The organism is Streptomyces populi (assembly GCF_002911015.1).
Taxonomy (GTDB): Bacteria; Actinomycetota; Actinomycetes; order Streptomycetales; family Streptomycetaceae; genus Streptomyces; species Streptomyces populi.
Map to the genome: position 1 here is coordinate 41717 of NZ_KZ626840.1, position 15087 is coordinate 56803.

The 15087-nt window shown below is 71.5% G+C and carries 11 protein-coding genes; 7 read left to right on the forward strand and 4 right to left on the reverse strand.

The features are described from left to right. Positions 1–109 precede the first annotated feature (109 nt). From CW362_RS00205 to CW362_RS00220, 4 genes are all read right to left on the reverse strand, one after another. Positions 110–1237 (reverse strand): serine hydrolase domain-containing protein, encoded by a 1128-nt coding sequence (locus CW362_RS00205; RefSeq protein ID WP_240657577.1) that lies wholly within the window; start codon positions 1235–1237, stop codon positions 110–112. A gap of 89 nt (positions 1238–1326) precedes the next feature. Continuing rightward, positions 1327–2448 carry a sensor histidine kinase gene (locus CW362_RS00210; protein WP_376450147.1) on the reverse strand — a complete coding sequence of 374 codons (1122 nt, stop codon included), beginning with the start codon at positions 2446–2448 and terminating at the stop codon, positions 1327–1329. After that, complete coding sequence (locus CW362_RS00215) at positions 2445–3104, reverse strand: response regulator (protein WP_103547176.1); 660 nt, start codon at positions 3102–3104, stop codon at positions 2445–2447. Before CW362_RS00215 ends, CW362_RS00210 begins: the two co-directional genes overlap by 4 nt. A gap of 180 nt (positions 3105–3284) precedes the next feature. Then, the gene (locus CW362_RS00220; RefSeq protein ID WP_103547177.1) at positions 3285–4208 is read right to left on the reverse strand and encodes a PIG-L deacetylase family protein; all 924 of its coding nucleotides are present in this window, start codon (positions 4206–4208) and stop codon (positions 3285–3287) included. 388 nt (positions 4209–4596) lie between these two features. Between CW362_RS00220 and CW362_RS00230 the strand changes: the two genes are divergently transcribed. The 7 genes from CW362_RS00230 (at position 4597) to CW362_RS00265 (ending at position 15032) form a co-directional block, all read left to right on the forward strand. Beyond that, positions 4597–7014 carry an ADP-ribosyltransferase domain-containing protein gene (locus CW362_RS00230; RefSeq protein WP_240657578.1) on the forward strand — a complete coding sequence of 806 codons (2418 nt, stop codon included), beginning with the start codon at positions 4597–4599 and terminating at the stop codon, positions 7012–7014. 109 nt (positions 7015–7123) lie between these two features. Then, positions 7124–9418, forward strand: coding sequence for an ATP-binding protein (locus tag CW362_RS00235; RefSeq protein ID WP_103547178.1), 2295 nt, complete (start codon positions 7124–7126; stop codon positions 9416–9418). A 167-nt stretch (positions 9419–9585) separates the two neighbouring features. After that, entirely contained in the window at positions 9586–10068 is a 483-nt protein-coding gene (locus CW362_RS00240) for a hypothetical protein (RefSeq protein WP_162683908.1), read from the forward strand. A gap of 89 nt (positions 10069–10157) precedes the next feature. Next, positions 10158–11003 (forward strand): alpha/beta fold hydrolase, encoded by an 846-nt coding sequence (locus CW362_RS00245; RefSeq protein WP_103547180.1) that lies wholly within the window; start codon positions 10158–10160, stop codon positions 11001–11003. 15 nt (positions 11004–11018) lie between these two features. Further along, positions 11019–11639, forward strand: a complete 621-nt coding sequence (locus CW362_RS00250) for a GNAT family N-acetyltransferase (RefSeq protein WP_338069038.1) — start codon at positions 11019–11021, stop codon at positions 11637–11639. Between the two features lie 1156 nt (positions 11640–12795). After that, positions 12796–13338, forward strand: coding sequence for a hypothetical protein (locus tag CW362_RS00260; RefSeq protein WP_162683909.1), 543 nt, complete (start codon positions 12796–12798; stop codon positions 13336–13338). 203 nt (positions 13339–13541) lie between these two features. Next, positions 13542–15032, forward strand: coding sequence for a PepSY-associated TM helix domain-containing protein (locus CW362_RS00265; protein WP_103547183.1), 1491 nt, complete (start codon positions 13542–13544; stop codon positions 15030–15032). The last annotated feature ends 55 nt before the right edge of the window (positions 15033–15087 follow it).

Here is a 15087-nt window from a genome sequence, read left to right on the forward strand (position 1 = left end):
AGCCGCGCGTTCGTTTGTGTTCGAGTCGTGGTGCCGGGAGACGGACAGGGAACGCGTCGAGCCCCTCGGTAGAAATTCCGAGGTCGTCGGCGGAGTTCTTCGGCACCGGTCACCGCAGATCCCGGATCAGCCTTCCCAGGGCCGCGTCCACCCTGTCCTCGTCGAACTCCTCCGAGCCCACCAGCAGTGTCACCGACCGCGAGCCGTTCCCGGTGACGGCGTTGCGAAGCTTGTGCCCGGTCTCCATGAAGCCGCTGTGCCCCCAGGTCACGAGCCCCTTCCGCTCGTAGCGCTCGACGCCCAGGCCGTATCGGCCGCCCTCGCCGTCGGGCACGGTCCGCTTCATCTCGGCCAGTTGGGCCGGGGGCAGCAGCCGGCCACCCATCAGCGCGGTCCAGAAGACGGTCACGTCCGCCGCGGTGGAGACCAGCGCCCCGGAGGCGTCGGAGCCGGAGACGTTCCAGTCGGTCCAGTCGCGCAGCCTGCCGCCGCGTTCGACGTAGGCCCGCAGGTCCGGTGACGGGAGCGTGGTGCGGTCACCGGGCCAGGAGGTGTGCCGCAGGCCGAGGGGGCCGGTGATCCGCCGCTGGATCTCGGTGGCGACGCTGTGACCGGTGACTTCGGTGACGATCAGGCCCAGCAGGTTGTAGTTGGTGTTGGAGTACGAGAAGCCGGACGCGGGCCGGTCCGTGGGCGGGGGGAGCTCGAGGGCCTGCCGGACCGTCCACAGGGGCTCGAAGTGCTCCCAGCGATGGGCTGTTTCGTCCTCCCAGTAGGGGGCGTCCAGGTAGTCGGGCAAACCACTGGTGTGTTGCAGGAGCCGGCGTACGGTGATGCGGCGGCCGTCGTAGTGCCTGGAGCGGACGAGGCCGGGCAGGTAGTGGTCGACGCTGTCGTCGAGCCGGATCCGGCCCTCCGCGGTGAGTTGCAGGACGACGGTGGCCACCCATGCCTTGGTGTCGCTGGCGATCCGGCTGTGCTCGTCGCCGGTGACCGGGCGGCCGGTACGGAGGTCGGCCAGGCCGACACCGCCCTTCCAGGCACCGCAGCGTGGACTCTCGATCGCCACGCTGATGCCCGAGGCCCCGGCGCCGCGCAGTGAGTTCAGCGCCGACTGGAGGGGGCGGGTGTCGCACCGCGGGGTGGCGGCGGTGGCGGCGGTGGCGGAGACCGCGGGGGCGGCCAGCAGCGAGGTCGAGATCGCCAGGGCCAGGGCCAGGTTCTTCCTGCGTCGCATGGAGTCCTTCTCCTCAGGAGGTCGGGATCGGGCTGTCTGTCGCCACGATCTCCGTCCCCGCGGGACGACCGGTATCCGCCGGGCCGCGGTCAGTTCCCCGCCGACCGGCGGGTGTCGTGGGGAATCCGCATCCGCACCCGGTATCCCCCGTCCATGGCCGGTCCGGCCTCCAGGACGCCGCCCAGCATCTCGGCGCGTTCCCGCAGTCCCACCAGGCCGTGGCCCGAGCCGGGCAGCGGCAGTACGGGGCGGGTGGCGGGCGCGTTGGTGACGGTCACGCCGCAGGCGTCGGGGTCGTGCCACAGGCGTACGGCCGCGGTGGCGCCGGGTGCGTGCTTGCGGACGTTGGTGAGAGCCTCCTGGACGCAGCGGTAGACCGCGCGCTGCGCCGGGGCGCCGAGGTCCGCGGGCAGGGCTCCGGTCAGCTCGGCCTCGATGCCGCCGGCCGCGACGAGCCGGTCGAGGTCGGTGAGGGTCGGCTGTGGGGTGAGCTCCGTCGTACGACCGCCGGAGACACGCAGCAGAGCGACCATGTGGCGCAGTTCGTCGAGGGTGTCCACGCTCAGTGCCCGGATCGTGCGGGCGCCCTCCCGGGTGCCGGGGTCCTTGGCGGCGATCTGGAGCGCGCCTGCCTGCACGGCGATCAGGCTGACCTGGTGCGAGACGACGTCGTGCATCTCACGGGCCAGTTGGGCGCGTTCGCGGGCGAGGACCCTCTGGGCGTGCAGCAGCCGCTCGTGCTCGCGGGCCTCCTCGATCTCGGCGAGACGGCGGCGCAGGTCCCGGCGGGCCTGGACGAGCTGGCCCAGCAGGACGGGCGAGGCGGCGGTGGCCAGGGTGTAGAAGAAGTTGACGGCGGTCCAGGTCCGCTCCCCCGGGGAGACGTCACCCGGCGGCCAGGGCAGGACGGCGGCGAGCGCGAACAGCAGCGCGCACAGCGCCGACGGACGACGGTCGCGAGCACGTTCGGCGAGCGTGAACAGCGCGGCGAACGGGGCGAACACGAGGTCCGAGGCGAGGGTGGCGGGGAGGGCGAGCAGAAAGACCGCGAGCGGGAAGCGGCGGCGTACGGCGAGCGCGGCACAGGCCAGGGCGGCCAGGACGACCGTGACCGGTGAGGCGCCGCCCTCGTCCCACAGCGCCACCGCGGCGTCCACGGCGGCGACCGCGACCACCAGCGCGTCCACACCCCGCGACCGCACGGTGGTCACCGCTGCGTCCCCCGGTCCACGAGCAGGCCGGCCCGCTGGGCCAGCAGCGCGGCCTGCACCCTGCTGCCCACCCGCAGTTTGCCGAGGATCGCGCTGACGTGGTCCTTCACCGTGCTCGCGCTCAGGTGAACGCGGGCCCCGACCTCCCCGTTCGACAGCCCCTCCGCGACCAGGACGAGAACCTGACGCTCCCGCTCGGTGAGTCGCCCGACCCTGGCCACGCCCTCGTCCGCCTCCGGGTGCCCCCGCAGCACCGCGTGCGACGCCTTGGGCGACAGCACCACGCCGCCCGCGGCGAGCGTGCGCACCAACTGCGCCAGCTGTTCCGGCTCGGTGTCCTTCAGCAGGAAACCGGCCGCCCCGTTGCGCAGCGCTGTCAGTACGTACTCGTCGGTGTCGAACGTGGTCAGCATGGCCACCACGGGCGGCTCGGGCAGCGCCCGTACGGCACGCAGCACGGTCAGTCCGTCGACGTCCGGCATCCGGATGTCGAGCAGCAACACGTCCGGGCGCTCACGGCGCACCGCCTCGACCGCTTCCGCGCCCACCGCGGTCGCGACGACCCGGACGTCGTCGGAGGCGCCCAGGATCAGCTCGAAACCGGAACGGACGAGCGCCTCGTCGTCCACGACCACCACACGAATCACTCGGGACATCCACCGAGGCTACGCCGCCGCGCCCGGAGCCCGGCGACACAGCGGCCGGTCGGCAGGACGACCCCCGCCGACCGGCGGGGGTCGGGCCCACCGGGGTACGCGTTGCGCTCGCCGAGGCGGACGGGTGAGCGACGCGTCCCGCTCTCCTCCGAGGTTCCCGGGAACCGGCGGGGCGGAGAGTCAGTTCCCCCGGCCGGGCTTGTAGTTGGACGGCAGCGCGTACACGAACTCCCTCGGGTCGTTGTACGCCTCCTCCAGCATGGTGGGCACGCTGTGGTACCCGGTGGTGTAGAGGTTCCGGTTCGGGTCCCAGGTGTTGTACGCGAGGATCGCGGCCCGCTTCTTCGCCATGTGCGAGGACGGGATGTTGAGCACGTAGTCCGCACCGCGGTTGCGCTGGTCGCGGCTGAACGCCTCGTACGTGTAGATGTGGTTGAAGCGGACGTCCTTCAGCTCGCCGTTCTTCATCAGCCAGTACGCGGCGTCGCTGCACGCCTTGTGCGTGGCGTTCGTGGGCTTCGTCGGGTCGGTCGTGTCGAGCCACCCCGCGGTGAACTTGTGCGAAGCGCCGGGGTACTGCTGGGCGAGCGTCCGCACCTTGCCCATGATCGCCTGGACGAAGGTGTTGTACTCGCTGTCGGTGCCGTAGGCGTTGTCGGAGAGCTTGAAGTTGATGACCTTGTCGACGCCGATGGCCTTGGCGGACAGATTGAACTCGGACGTGCGGGCCGAGACCACCTCGGGCGTCGGCCACGTCTCCTGCCACCCCAGATCGTGGCGGTGGCCAGGGGCCGAGCACTTGTCGCCCAGGAAACACGGAGTCTCGTTGAGGTGCTGCGCGATGCCGCCGTTCTCGCCCTTGGACACGAGCACCAGGTAGACCGGTCGTCCCGCGGCCTTGTGCTCCAGGATGGAGCCGGCCATCCCGATCGCCTCGTCGTCCTGGTGCGGCGAGTAGAAGATCGCGGGCGCTGCCGCCGCCGCGGCGCTCGCGGCGCCCAGGGACCCTTGGAACGCGACGCCCGCGGCCGTCAGGCCGGCCGCGGCCAGTACCGACCTCCGGGAGGGGCCGGTGGGGACGGCATCATGGCGGGGGACGGTCATGTGGCGACTCCTCGTTTCGTCGTACGGAGCACCCGCCCCGGTCACATGCGGAAGGCAGGGCGGGCGCAACTGCTGTATGTGTCATCACGGTCGCAGGAGCCGCTTACGTCCTGCTCACGTCTCGCTGACGTCACGTCGGCACGTTTCGCGCCGCTCGTGCGGCGGATCCGCTGCCGACGGGTGTGTCCGCCAGGCCCGGTGGATCAGGTGACGGCGTACCCCGATCGGCGGGTGCGCCGCCGGTGGGACACGGGCGTGTGCGGCCACCGGCCGCGCGGGTTCACCGGAGCGTGACGGCAGGTCACCGATCCCTTGTCGGGGCCGCGTTGTCAGTGGTGGGAGATACGTTCGAGGTCTTGGAACCGCTGTTGCACGACAGGAGTGGACGATGACCGAGAGCAGTGTGCTGCCCGCGCTCAGGGTGGTGCTGACGGACGTCAACGAGCGTGTGGTGGAGGCGTGGCGCGCCGCGTTCGCCGACACCCCCGGCATCGAGATCCGCAAGGGCTCGATCCTCGACGAGGACGTCGACGCCTGGGTCACCCCCACGAACTCCCGGGGCCGGATGGACGGCGGGGTCGACGCCGTCATCAAGCGGTACCTGGGGTCCGGCATCCAGGTGCGCGTCCAGCGGGCGATCCGTGACCGGTTCGCCGGCCCCATGCCGGTGGGCAGCGCGGTCTGCGTCCCGTCCGGCGCGACCGTCCCCCGGTACCTGATATCGACGCCGACGATGGTGCGGTCCTCGCAGAACGTGAGCGCCACGCTGAACGTGGCGCTGGCGTGCGCGGCCGCTTTCCAGGCCGTCCACCGGCAGAACCGGAAGAAGCCGGGCAGCATCCGGTCCGTGGCGCTGGTCGGCTTGGGGGCGCAGACCGGCCAGGTGCCGGCCCGGGTGTGCGCCAATCTGATGTGGACCGGCTACACGCTCTTCCAGGACCACTGGTTCGAGGACGACGACGAGCTGCGCTCCACGATCGTCTCCCAGCTCCACGGGATCGAGAGCGCGCCCGCCGACCAGCGGGTGCGTATCGTGCCGCCGACGACCGTCACGCCCGTCACCCCCGTATCGGCATCGGCATCGGCGCCAACGCCTGGAACTGCCGCTCCCGTTCCTTCCCCTCCTTCTGCCACCACGAGCGAAAGCGCCTCCGCCATGACCGGATCGACGACCGGCGTCCCCGCTCCGGGCCAGCCGTCGCAGTCCCAGCCCGATGCGAACGACCCCCTGGCCCTGACCGAGCTCTTCGACGGCGGCGGGGAGGCCTGGCTCCCGCTGCTGAAGCCGGTCATCGAGGCGCAGCCGGACGCCGCGCGGTTCATCGGCAAGGGCCGCAGCCACGAGGTGGTCCCGGTCCGCGAGCTGACGTTCCAGGCGCTCAAGCCGAACCCGCCGCACAAGTGGAAGGTCGTGGTCTTCGGCCAGAACCCGTATCCGCGGCCGGAGAGCGCCACCGGCATAGCCATGTTCGACAACACCTTCAGCGACTGGAAGGACAGCCAGTTCGGCCGGGTCGTCAGCATCCGGTGCCTCATCAAGGCGGCGGCGATGTGGAAGTACGGCATCGTCAAGAAGACCCCGATCGCCGACGTGCGGGCGCTGCTGAAGGAGCGGGACACGGTCCAGCCGCCGGAGTGGTTCCAGGCGATGCTGACGCAGGGCGTGCTCCTGCTGAACGCGTCGCTGACCGCGAGCGGTGACGGGGCGATGGGCGCCGACCAGCACACGGCGTTCTGGCGGCCGGTCGCCGAGCGGATCGTCGAGGAGATCCTCAAGGCCAAGCAGGACGCGGCCGAGGAGGACCGCGGGGTCGTGTTCGCGTGGTGGGGGGCGCACGCCCGCAGTCTGAAGCGGGTCGTCCTGCGGCTCCAGCAGAAGTACCCGGACGTCGAGGTCCGTCACCTCGACCACGCGAACCCGGCGGCACAGGGCGACATCTTCTGCGAGGGCGACCACTTCGCCCAGGTCAACGACGCTCTGGCCTCGCTGGGTGCCGACGGAATCGACTGGCTGCCGAGCAAGGGGTGGAACGAGACGGCGGTCGGCGCGGGCGGTGCGGACGGGGGTGTCGCGGCGCGCATGGGCGCTTTCATCGAGTCGACCATGAACCTGCACCAGCTGTACCTGGAGCGCCTCACCAGCGTCAAGGACGAGGGCCTGGTACTGCCCGCGATCACCGGTGTCTTCGACACGCCGCTGATGGACTTCCAGGACGCCGTCGCCCCGGTCTCCACCGCGCTGTCCGGGCTCTCCGGGCACATCCGGCGCTCCCACGACTTCGGCAAGCAGCGTGCGGACCAGGTGGCCGGCGGTGGCCTGCCCGCCGACGCGATCGCCGCGCTCCACCTCTACACCTGTGAGTCGGCCTTCTACCGCGAGATCAACAGCGTTCTGCGCTCCCCCGACCGCACCAGGGTCACGCCCTACCTGCCGTACCTGCGGCTGCTGTTCTCGGCGGTCTCGAAGCTGCCGGCCTACACGCAGCCGCTGTGGCGCGGGGTGTCGCTGGACCTTCGGGCGCAGTACCCGGTGGGCCGGACGGTGACCTGGTGGGGCGTCTCCTCGTGCACCTCCGAGCTGAAGGTGGCCAGGGCGTTCCTGGGCAGTCGCGGCAAGCGGACCCTCTTCGAGGTGACGCCTGCCCGGGCGGTCGGGATCAAGAGCTTCTCCGCCTTCACCGGCGAGGAGGAGTACATCCTCACACCGGGTACCCAGCTCAAGGTGACGGAGGTCAAGAGCGAGCCCCGCGGGCTGTGCACGGTCCGGCTGAGCGAGGTCACGGACACCGCTCCCGTGGTGTCCTGATCCGTCCCCGTTCCACGATGGCCACGGTCGTGGTCGCCGGAGCGGGCACCTCGAAGCGGAGGGCGCAAACCTGCGCTCGGCGTGTGAACGTGGTGAGAGGCTGGCGGGTATGAGCGAGGAACTGACGGAGCGGCTGCGACAGTTACGTGACCTGACCGGGCTGAGCTTGCGTGAGCTGGCCCGTGAGGTCCGGGGCAGCAGTTCTTCGCTGTCGCGGTACTTCTCCGGGCAGACCGTTCCCCCGTGGCCCGTGGTGGTCGCGCTGTGCAGGACGGCCGGCCGTGACCCCAGGCCGTTGCGCGACGTGTGGGAGCGGGCCCGGTGCGAGCTCCGGCCCGCTCCCGCTGCCACTTCGCCGGCGCGCAACGATCTGCCGCACGATGTCACCGCCTTCGTAGGGCGCCGTCAGGAGCTGGATGAACTCCTCGCTGCCGCGCGGGAGGCGTCGCCGGTGGCGATCGACGGCATGGGCGGAGTGGGTAAGACCGCGCTGGCTGTTCGCGCCGCGCATCGGCTGACCGCCGATTTCCCCGGCGGGCAGCACTGTCTGGATCTGCACGGCTTCACTCCGGGCCGGGAACCGCTCGCCCCCGCAGAGGCGCTGCGTGTGCTGCTGTCATCGCTCGGGCTGCCGCCCGGCCGGATTCCTGAGGACGCGACCGAGCGAGCCGCCCTGTGGCGGTCCGAACTCGCCACCCGTCGCGCGATCGTTGTGCTGGACAACGCTGCCGACGCCGGTCAGGTACGTGATCTGCTTCCCGGCGCGGGCGACAGCTTCGCCGTGATCACCAGCCGCCGCAGGATGGTGGAGCTGGACGGCGTCCGGCCGATCTCGCTGGATGTCCTCGCGCCCGAGGACGCAGCGCGGCTGTTCGTCACATCTGTCGGAGGTGACCGGTCCGGCGACGTCGACGAGGTGCTGCGGCGTTGTGGAAACCTCCCGCTGGCGATCCGGGTCGCCGCCGCCCGTCTGCGGCACCGGCCGGCCTGGACCCTCGGCACCCTCGTCGAACGGCTCCGCGAGGACGGGCCCGCCGTCTCGGACGTCTTCGAGATGTCGCTGCGCCAGCTGGACGCCGCCCAGCGGCGGATGTTCCGGCTGCTCGGCCTGGTGCCGGGCGACGACATCGACGCCTACGGCGCGGCCGCCCTGGCCGGGATTCCGCTGGGCAACGCCCGATCGCTGCTGGAGGACCTGGTCGACGTCCATCTGCTCCAGGAACCGGCCGCCGGCCGCTTCCGGATGCACGACCTGCTGCGGCAGGCCGCCCGCACGGACGCCGCCGGGAGCGAGGACGCACACGACCCGACACCGGCGATCGCCCGGCTGGGTGACTACTACTTGAGCGGCATGCTGGCGGTGAAGGAGCTGACCGAGGTCCTCGTCCCGCTGCCGGTCATCGTCTCGCAGCCGCCTCCCGCGCTCCCCGGTTTCTCCGGCTACGGCCAAGCCGTCGACTGGACGGACACCGAGTGGGCCAACCTCACCGCGACGTTCTCACGTGCCGTGGAGCTGCGGCTCGACGCGCCGGCGGTCGGTCTCGCGCAGCTCGCCACGATCTCCAACGCGCGCCGCGGTGGTGTGGCGGAGCAGCGTCGCGGACTTGAGCTCACCTTGCCCGCCGCCGAACGGCTCGGTGAGTGGCGCATGCTCGCCTCGCACCAGTACCTGCTGGGCGTCACGCTCATGCGCTCCGGCCGACTGGAGAAGGCCGCCACGGCACTCCGGTCGGCTCAAGTCCTGATGGCCGAAGCGGGGGACCTCATGGGCGAGGTCCTGGCCCTCCACCAGCTGGCAGAGAGCCGGGTGTACGCCGGTGACGCCGAGAGCGCGGTCGAACTCCTGCACCGGGCAGCCGCGTTGCTGCCGTCCCACGAGGCCGCTCTTCGAGCCCGGGTGTGCGGTGGTCTCGGTCAGGCCCTGGTGCAGTTGGGGAGGTTCGACGAGGCCCGGGAGGCTGTCTCACATGTGTTCGGGGCCGCGCGCGGGCTGGACCCGCAGACCGAACGCATGTGCCTGGACGTGTTCGGCTGGGCGGCGCTCGGCCAGGGCGACGCCGAGGCGGCCCTGGACTTCGCCGAACGGTCCGCCGGGACCAGCCGGACGACCGGTCATGCGGTGTTCGAGGCGATGAGCCTGACGGACGCCGCCATCGCCCTGCGCCATCTCGGCCGCGCCGAGGAGGCGGCCACCGGGCACGCCGAGGCGGTACGGATCCTCGAGCGGGTCGGTGAGCCGCACTGGAAGGCACGGAGTCTCCTCGCATATGCGGAGGCCTGTCTGGCCACGGGTGACAAGGACACCGCCGCCCGGCACTTCGGTGCGGCCCTGGAGCTGGCGACCGCACTTGCTCTCGACCACCTCGCGCCGAAGGCCCGTTCGGGTCTGGCCCAGGCGTCCTGAGTCCGTCCCGGGAGCGGTACGGGTGTCCCGTCCCGTCCCGGGACACCCGCGCACCGGCCGCGTTCCGGGGAACAGCACAGGTCAGCCGGACATCGGCCGGGCTCCCCGTGTCCCGTGAGGGGATCGCCGGTTGCCCGGGACCGGCCACCACGGTCAGCCTCTGCACCATGCACACGACGCCCACGCTGCTCACCGAACTGGACGCGCTGCCCGCTCGCTGGGTGGTGCACGGGACGGTCGCCGCACCCGTCGAAGCGGTTGCCGCGCTTCTGCTCGCCGTCGCCGAGGGACGGGTGGGCGACGACAACCTGCTGCTCCTGGCCCGTGCCTCGACGGCACGCCGGGGGGCGATGACAGTGGTGGCCGGGGCCGGCAAGGACGTCTGCCGCGCCACATGCGCCGGGGCGGTGGAGCCGGTGGAGATCCAGGTGGACCGGGTCGGCGCCCGGGTGGCGGTGCGGAGCTGGTACGCCGGCGTGCACACCGCCACGGCCGGCCCCGCGGGCACCCGGGTGACTCATCGCGTCCACCGGGTCCACCCCGAGCATCCGGGATTCACGGCCGGGATCGCCGAGATCGGTCTGCGCGCACGCATGACGCGTGACCTTCGGCAGGTACTGGCCGTGATCGCCGACCGGCTCGGCTGCTGACCCTCCGTCCGCCCGGCCGAAGGAACGCACCAGCGGCCGTACAGACCCCGAACAGCACTCCGCACACCTCACACGAACGGTGGAACACCATGACGGACAACCGCACGCCCGCTTCCGCGACCGTCTCGAAGTGGACCGGCATGGTGCCGGTGGACGACACGACCCTGGCCGCCACCGACACCGGCGGCCCCGCCACGCCCGTGGTCTACCTCAACGGCCAGTTCGCCACTCAGGGCTACTGGCGCCGGGTCATCACCGAACTGGGCGGGGACTGGCGGCACATCACCTACGACGAGCGGGCCCGCGGCCGCAAGTCCCGGCCCTCGGCCGACTACTCCTTCGAGGCCGCCGTCCGCGACGTCCACGCCGTCCTCGACGCGCGGGGCGTGGACCGGGCCGTGCTCGTGGGCTGGTCCTACGGCGCGTTCGTCGCCTCGCACTTCGCCAGCCGCAACCCCGGGCGAACCCTGGGCGCGGTCCTGGTCGACGGTGCCCAGCCGTACGACTGGCTGGACGAGGCCATGGAGCAGCGGATCCGCAAACTCTTCAAGCGACTGCGTCCGGTCATGGCAGTGCTGCGCCCCACGGGCCTGACCCCGCGACTGACCGCGGATGAGCAGGCCGAGTGCAACATCGAGCTCGGCAAGCTCGCCCGAGCCCGCGAACTGGACCCGGTTCTGGACCACATCACCGTCCCGACCCGGTACGTGGTCGCCTCGGGCTCGTCCTTCGGCAGCAAGGGCGACGAGCAGGAGGTCATCCGCGCCGGTCTCGACAAGGTGGTCGACCGCAACCCGAACATCACGATCAGCGCGAAGGTCGGCAGCAACCACGGCGCGATCCTGAAGAAGGACTTCAAGGCCGTCGCCGACGCGGTGCGCGGCCTCGGCGTCCATCCCCGCGGAGACGCTCCGGCATCTCCGTCGGCGCGGTGACCGGCAGGTCCGCCCGTGCCGTCCGCGCCCCGGCCCCACCACGTCTCGCCCGGCCCGGCAGCCCGTCACGAGCCCGGTCACCTGTCCACGTCCGAGACGCCCTCACGGGTCCGTCTGCGTCGCCTCACCCTCTCCGACCAGGACGAGTTCTGCTCGCTCGTACGGGCCAGTACCGGGCTGCACCTGCCCTGGATGCAACTGCCCACGACGCCGGAAGAGTTCCGGATCTGGATGCGCCGCTTCGACGGCGGCACCAATGTGGGCTTCCTGGTCCGTGACCGGAAAACCGGCGCGGCCACAGGCATGGTCAACCTGAACTCGATCGTCCGGGGCCGTCACCAGGGTGCGTCCCTCGGCTATGCGGCCTTCGCCCCGTCCGCGGGCCAGGGCTTCATGACCGATGGACTCACCCTCACCCTGCACCATGCCTTCACCGGCCTACGACTCCACCGGCTGGAGGCCCACATCCAACCGGGGAACAGATCCTCCCTGGCCCTGGCCCAGCGCATGGGCTTCCAGTACGAAGGGCTGTCGCGCGCCTACCTGTACGTCAACGGGGCCTGGCGAGACCATGAACGCTGGTCCATCACCGCGCCAGAACCGTGGCGGCCCGATTCCTCCCTCCCGGCTGTATGAACCCCACGGCACCACGGAAATCCCCTCACCCCGCAAGCCTCCGTCACCCATGTCCCGGGACAGCGCGCCCGGGGCGTGCACCGGAAGCGGGCGGGGCACCTCCGACGACCTGGCGTTCCGCGTGACAGTGACGTCCTTGACGGGCCCACGTCCGGGTGTTGATGCGGACACGGGGCGAGGGGAGCCGGCGGACTTCAGGGGCCGGCGCTCTCGCGCGGGCCGTCCCCCGTGCGGACGGATTCCGTATCGCTGCTGGATACAGGCGCGTTGCGGGCGCTTCGGCGGTTCGTCCGGCGGGCGTCCTTGAGCTCGCGGACTGTGAGGCGGTAGCGGAGCACCTCGCGCCACCACTCCAGCCGGGCTGGTGCCGTTTGGGGAAGAGTGCGGACGACAGCGCGTACGAGGGTGACGAGAGTGGTCGTGACCGTGGTGAGCGCGATGAGGCACACGGCGGCCCAGGGCGGGACCGCTGAGAGGTCGGGCAGCACGGGAGTTCGGCCTTCCGGAGGCGCGACGGCGAGGCAGCGATCACCTCGCCCGGGTCATGCCGAGTGGTGTTGCTGACCGAACGCCGGCTGTGCCCGTGCTGTCGGGGGGCCACGCTGCTCAGGTCCGAAAGTTGGCCAGTCACCAGTTCTCGGCACACCGGTGACGCCATCGGCGTCGTACCGGCATGTGCATCCCCCAGAGCCTGAAAATGTCTCCGTCGGCCATTGCCTTCCCCGCCGCCGCGATCCCTACACACTCGGCACTCGGCATGGCGCGATGCCCAGGAGCCGTCCACCGCAGCCGGTCAACGCGCGTCGGCCCGCCCGCTGACCGGGTCCTCACCAGCCGGGCGCGGCGACGTTTCCTCAACTGCCCCTTCGCTGCCGCTGGTCGGCGTGCAGCAGTCGACCTCGGCTGATGTGACGTGAACGACACCTGGATTCACGGCAATTGCCGTGAATTGTTCGGACCACGCGGCGCCATGCCTATCGGGCATTTCCGGTCATCCGACCGCCCGCGCGCCGGACGCGCTTCGATGCGCTGCGGCGATGCCGCGGGACGGCTGGCATGATGGCTGCCCATGTCATCCGGACTCGCTTTCCGTCTAACGCGCGCAGCGGTGTTCGCCGCCGTGTGCGTGACGGTGACGAGTCTCGGCCATGCCCTGATGTCCCAGGGGATACCGGCCCGGGCTGTGGGATACGGGTTCGCGGCCACGACCGCGGGGGCGTGGTGGCTCGCCGGGCGCCGCGAGCGCGGCGTGCTGGCGGTGACCGGTTCCACGGTGGCGGCGCAGTTCGCTCTGCACGGGTGGTTCGACTTCGCCCAGGCCTCCGCCGGCCCTCCCGCCATGCCTGACTCCGGGGCCTGGATGACTCATGACGCGTCGTCAGCGATGGGCTCCATGCCCATGGACGGTCCGATGACGAGTCACTGGTCGCCGGGCATGGTCGCGGCACACTCCCTGGCCGCGGTGCTGTGCGGACTGTGGCTGTGGCGTGGCGAGGCCGCCGTCTTCCGTGCCGGCCGTGCGCTGGCGGTGTTCGTCTTCGCTCCGCTGCGCCGCGCCGAACGGATCCGCGCCGTCTGCCAAGTGCCGCCCCCGGCACGTCCGGTGTGGTTCTTCGTTCCGGTGCAGCCGGTGCGTGGTGTGCTCCTGCGGCACGACATCGCACGCCGGGGTCCCCCGATGCCCGCAGTCTGCTGCTGACCGTCCGTCGCGCCCGATGGTGTGACGGACGCAGTCCGGCGTGCCCTCTTAGACGGCACTTCCCACAACGGCCGTATCTCGTCGAGCCGTTCCCGGGAGGCCGTCCGCCGCGCACGCCGTGCCGCCGCTTCCCGGCGGATCGACCTGCCGACTTCACTCGCGCCCCGCGTCACTGACGCCGGGTGCCCATTGGGGATGCATCCATGTCTTCAACTCAGGAACAAAAACCACAGGACGAGTCCGAGGCCACCGACACGGTCCTCGACGAGACCCCTGACACCGTGGTCACCGACACCGCGGCCGCCGGCGCGCGACCGGTCCGCTCGTGGCAGGGCGTGCGGGCGCTGCTGGTGCGGCTGCACTTCTACGCCGGGGTGTTCGTCGCTCCCTTCCTGCTCGTGGCCGCCCTGACCGGGCTGGCCTACACCTTCACCCCGCAACTGGACGACCTGGTCTACGGCGACGTGCTGCACGTGGAGCAGTCCGGCCGGCAGCCACGCCCGCTGGCGGAACAGATCTCCGCGGCCCGCGCCGCCCATCCGGAGGGCACCCTGGCCTCCGTGACCACCCCGCCCGGTCCGGGGGACACCACGCAGGTGGTGCTGTCCGTGCCGGAACTGGGCGAGAAACAGCGCACCGTGTTCGTCGACCCCTACACCGCCGAGGTCAAGGGCGAACTGACCACCTGGTGGGGCTCGACCCCGCTGACCACGTGGCTGGACGACCTGCACCGCAACCTCCACCTCGGTGAGACCGGACGCCTGTACTCGGAGGTCGCCGCCAGCTGGCTGTGGGTGCTCGTCGCCGGCGGACTCGTCCTGTGGCTGGGACGTGCCCGTGGGCAGCGCGCCAGGTCCGCGCGCGGTGTCCTGCTGCCCGACCGGTCCGCCCGGGGTGTCCGCCGCACCCGCGGCCGGCACGCCGTCACCGGTGTGTGGATCGCCCTCGGTCTGCTGTTCCTCAGCGCGACCGGCCTGACCTGGTCCCACTACGCCGGCGACCGTTTCGGACAGCTCCTGGACACGGTCAAGGGACACGCCCCCGAACTCGACACCGCGCTTCCCGGCGCCAAGACCGCCAGCGGCGGCGAGCACGCGGGACACGCCGGACACCACACCGGCCAGGACGCGGCCTCGGCCGACCCCGCCGCCTTCGACACCGTCCTCGCCGTGGCCCGCCACAACGGTCTGGGCGGCAAGGTCGTACTGACCCCGCCCGCCGACCCCGCGAGCGCCTGGACCGTCGCCCAGGACGACCCCAGCTGGCCCGTCCACTACGACAAGGTCGCCGTCGACGCCGCAAAGGGCGAGGTCACCGCCGAGACCCGCTGGGCCGACTACCCGGCCCTGGCCAAGCTCACCAAGCTCGGCGTCCAGGGGCACATGGGGCGGCTCTTCGGCATCGCCAACCAGATCCTCCTCGCCGTCATCGCCCTGGGCCTGGTCCTCATCGTCCTGTGGGGCTACCGGATGTGGTGGCAGCGCCGTCCCGTCCGCGAGGACCGCACGGCCCGTCTCGGCAAGGCCCCGGCACGCGGCACCTGGCGCACCCTGCCCCTGCCCGTCCTGATCCTCGGCATCCCCGCCGTCGCCGCCCTCGGTTGGGCGCTGCCCGTCCTCGGCGTCACCCTCCTCGCGTTCCTCGTCCTCGACATCGCGACCGGACTCGCCCGCAAGGCCCGCACCACGGCATGACACCGCCCGGTCGAGACCCGACCGGAGCGTGAAACGAGCGAAGGCCCGGGCCGCG

Bases quoted from the DNA above. Each gene is read 5' to 3' on its own strand.
- CW362_RS00235 (WP_103547178.1), top strand. From the start codon at position 7,124: ATGAGCGAGGAACTGACGGAGCGGCTGCGACAGTTACGTGACCTGACC.
- CW362_RS00260 (WP_162683909.1), top strand. From the start codon at position 12,796: ATGTCCCAGGGGATACCGGCCCGGGCTGTGGGATACGGGTTCGCGGCC.
- CW362_RS00265 (WP_103547183.1), top strand. From the start codon at position 13,542: ATGTCTTCAACTCAGGAACAAAAACCACAGGACGAGTCCGAGGCCACC.
- CW362_RS00240 (WP_162683908.1), top strand. From the start codon at position 9,586: ATGCACACGACGCCCACGCTGCTCACCGAACTGGACGCGCTGCCCGCT.
- CW362_RS00230 (WP_240657578.1), top strand. From the start codon at position 4,597: ATGACCGAGAGCAGTGTGCTGCCCGCGCTCAGGGTGGTGCTGACGGAC.
- CW362_RS00205 (WP_240657577.1), bottom strand. From the start codon at position 1,237: ATGCGACGCAGGAAGAACCTGGCCCTGGCCCTGGCGATCTCGACCTCG.
- CW362_RS00220 (WP_103547177.1), bottom strand. From the start codon at position 4,208: ATGACCGTCCCCCGCCATGATGCCGTCCCCACCGGCCCCTCCCGGAGG.
- CW362_RS00245 (WP_103547180.1), top strand. From the start codon at position 10,158: ATGACGGACAACCGCACGCCCGCTTCCGCGACCGTCTCGAAGTGGACC.
- CW362_RS00215 (WP_103547176.1), bottom strand. From the start codon at position 3,104: ATGTCCCGAGTGATTCGTGTGGTGGTCGTGGACGACGAGGCGCTCGTC.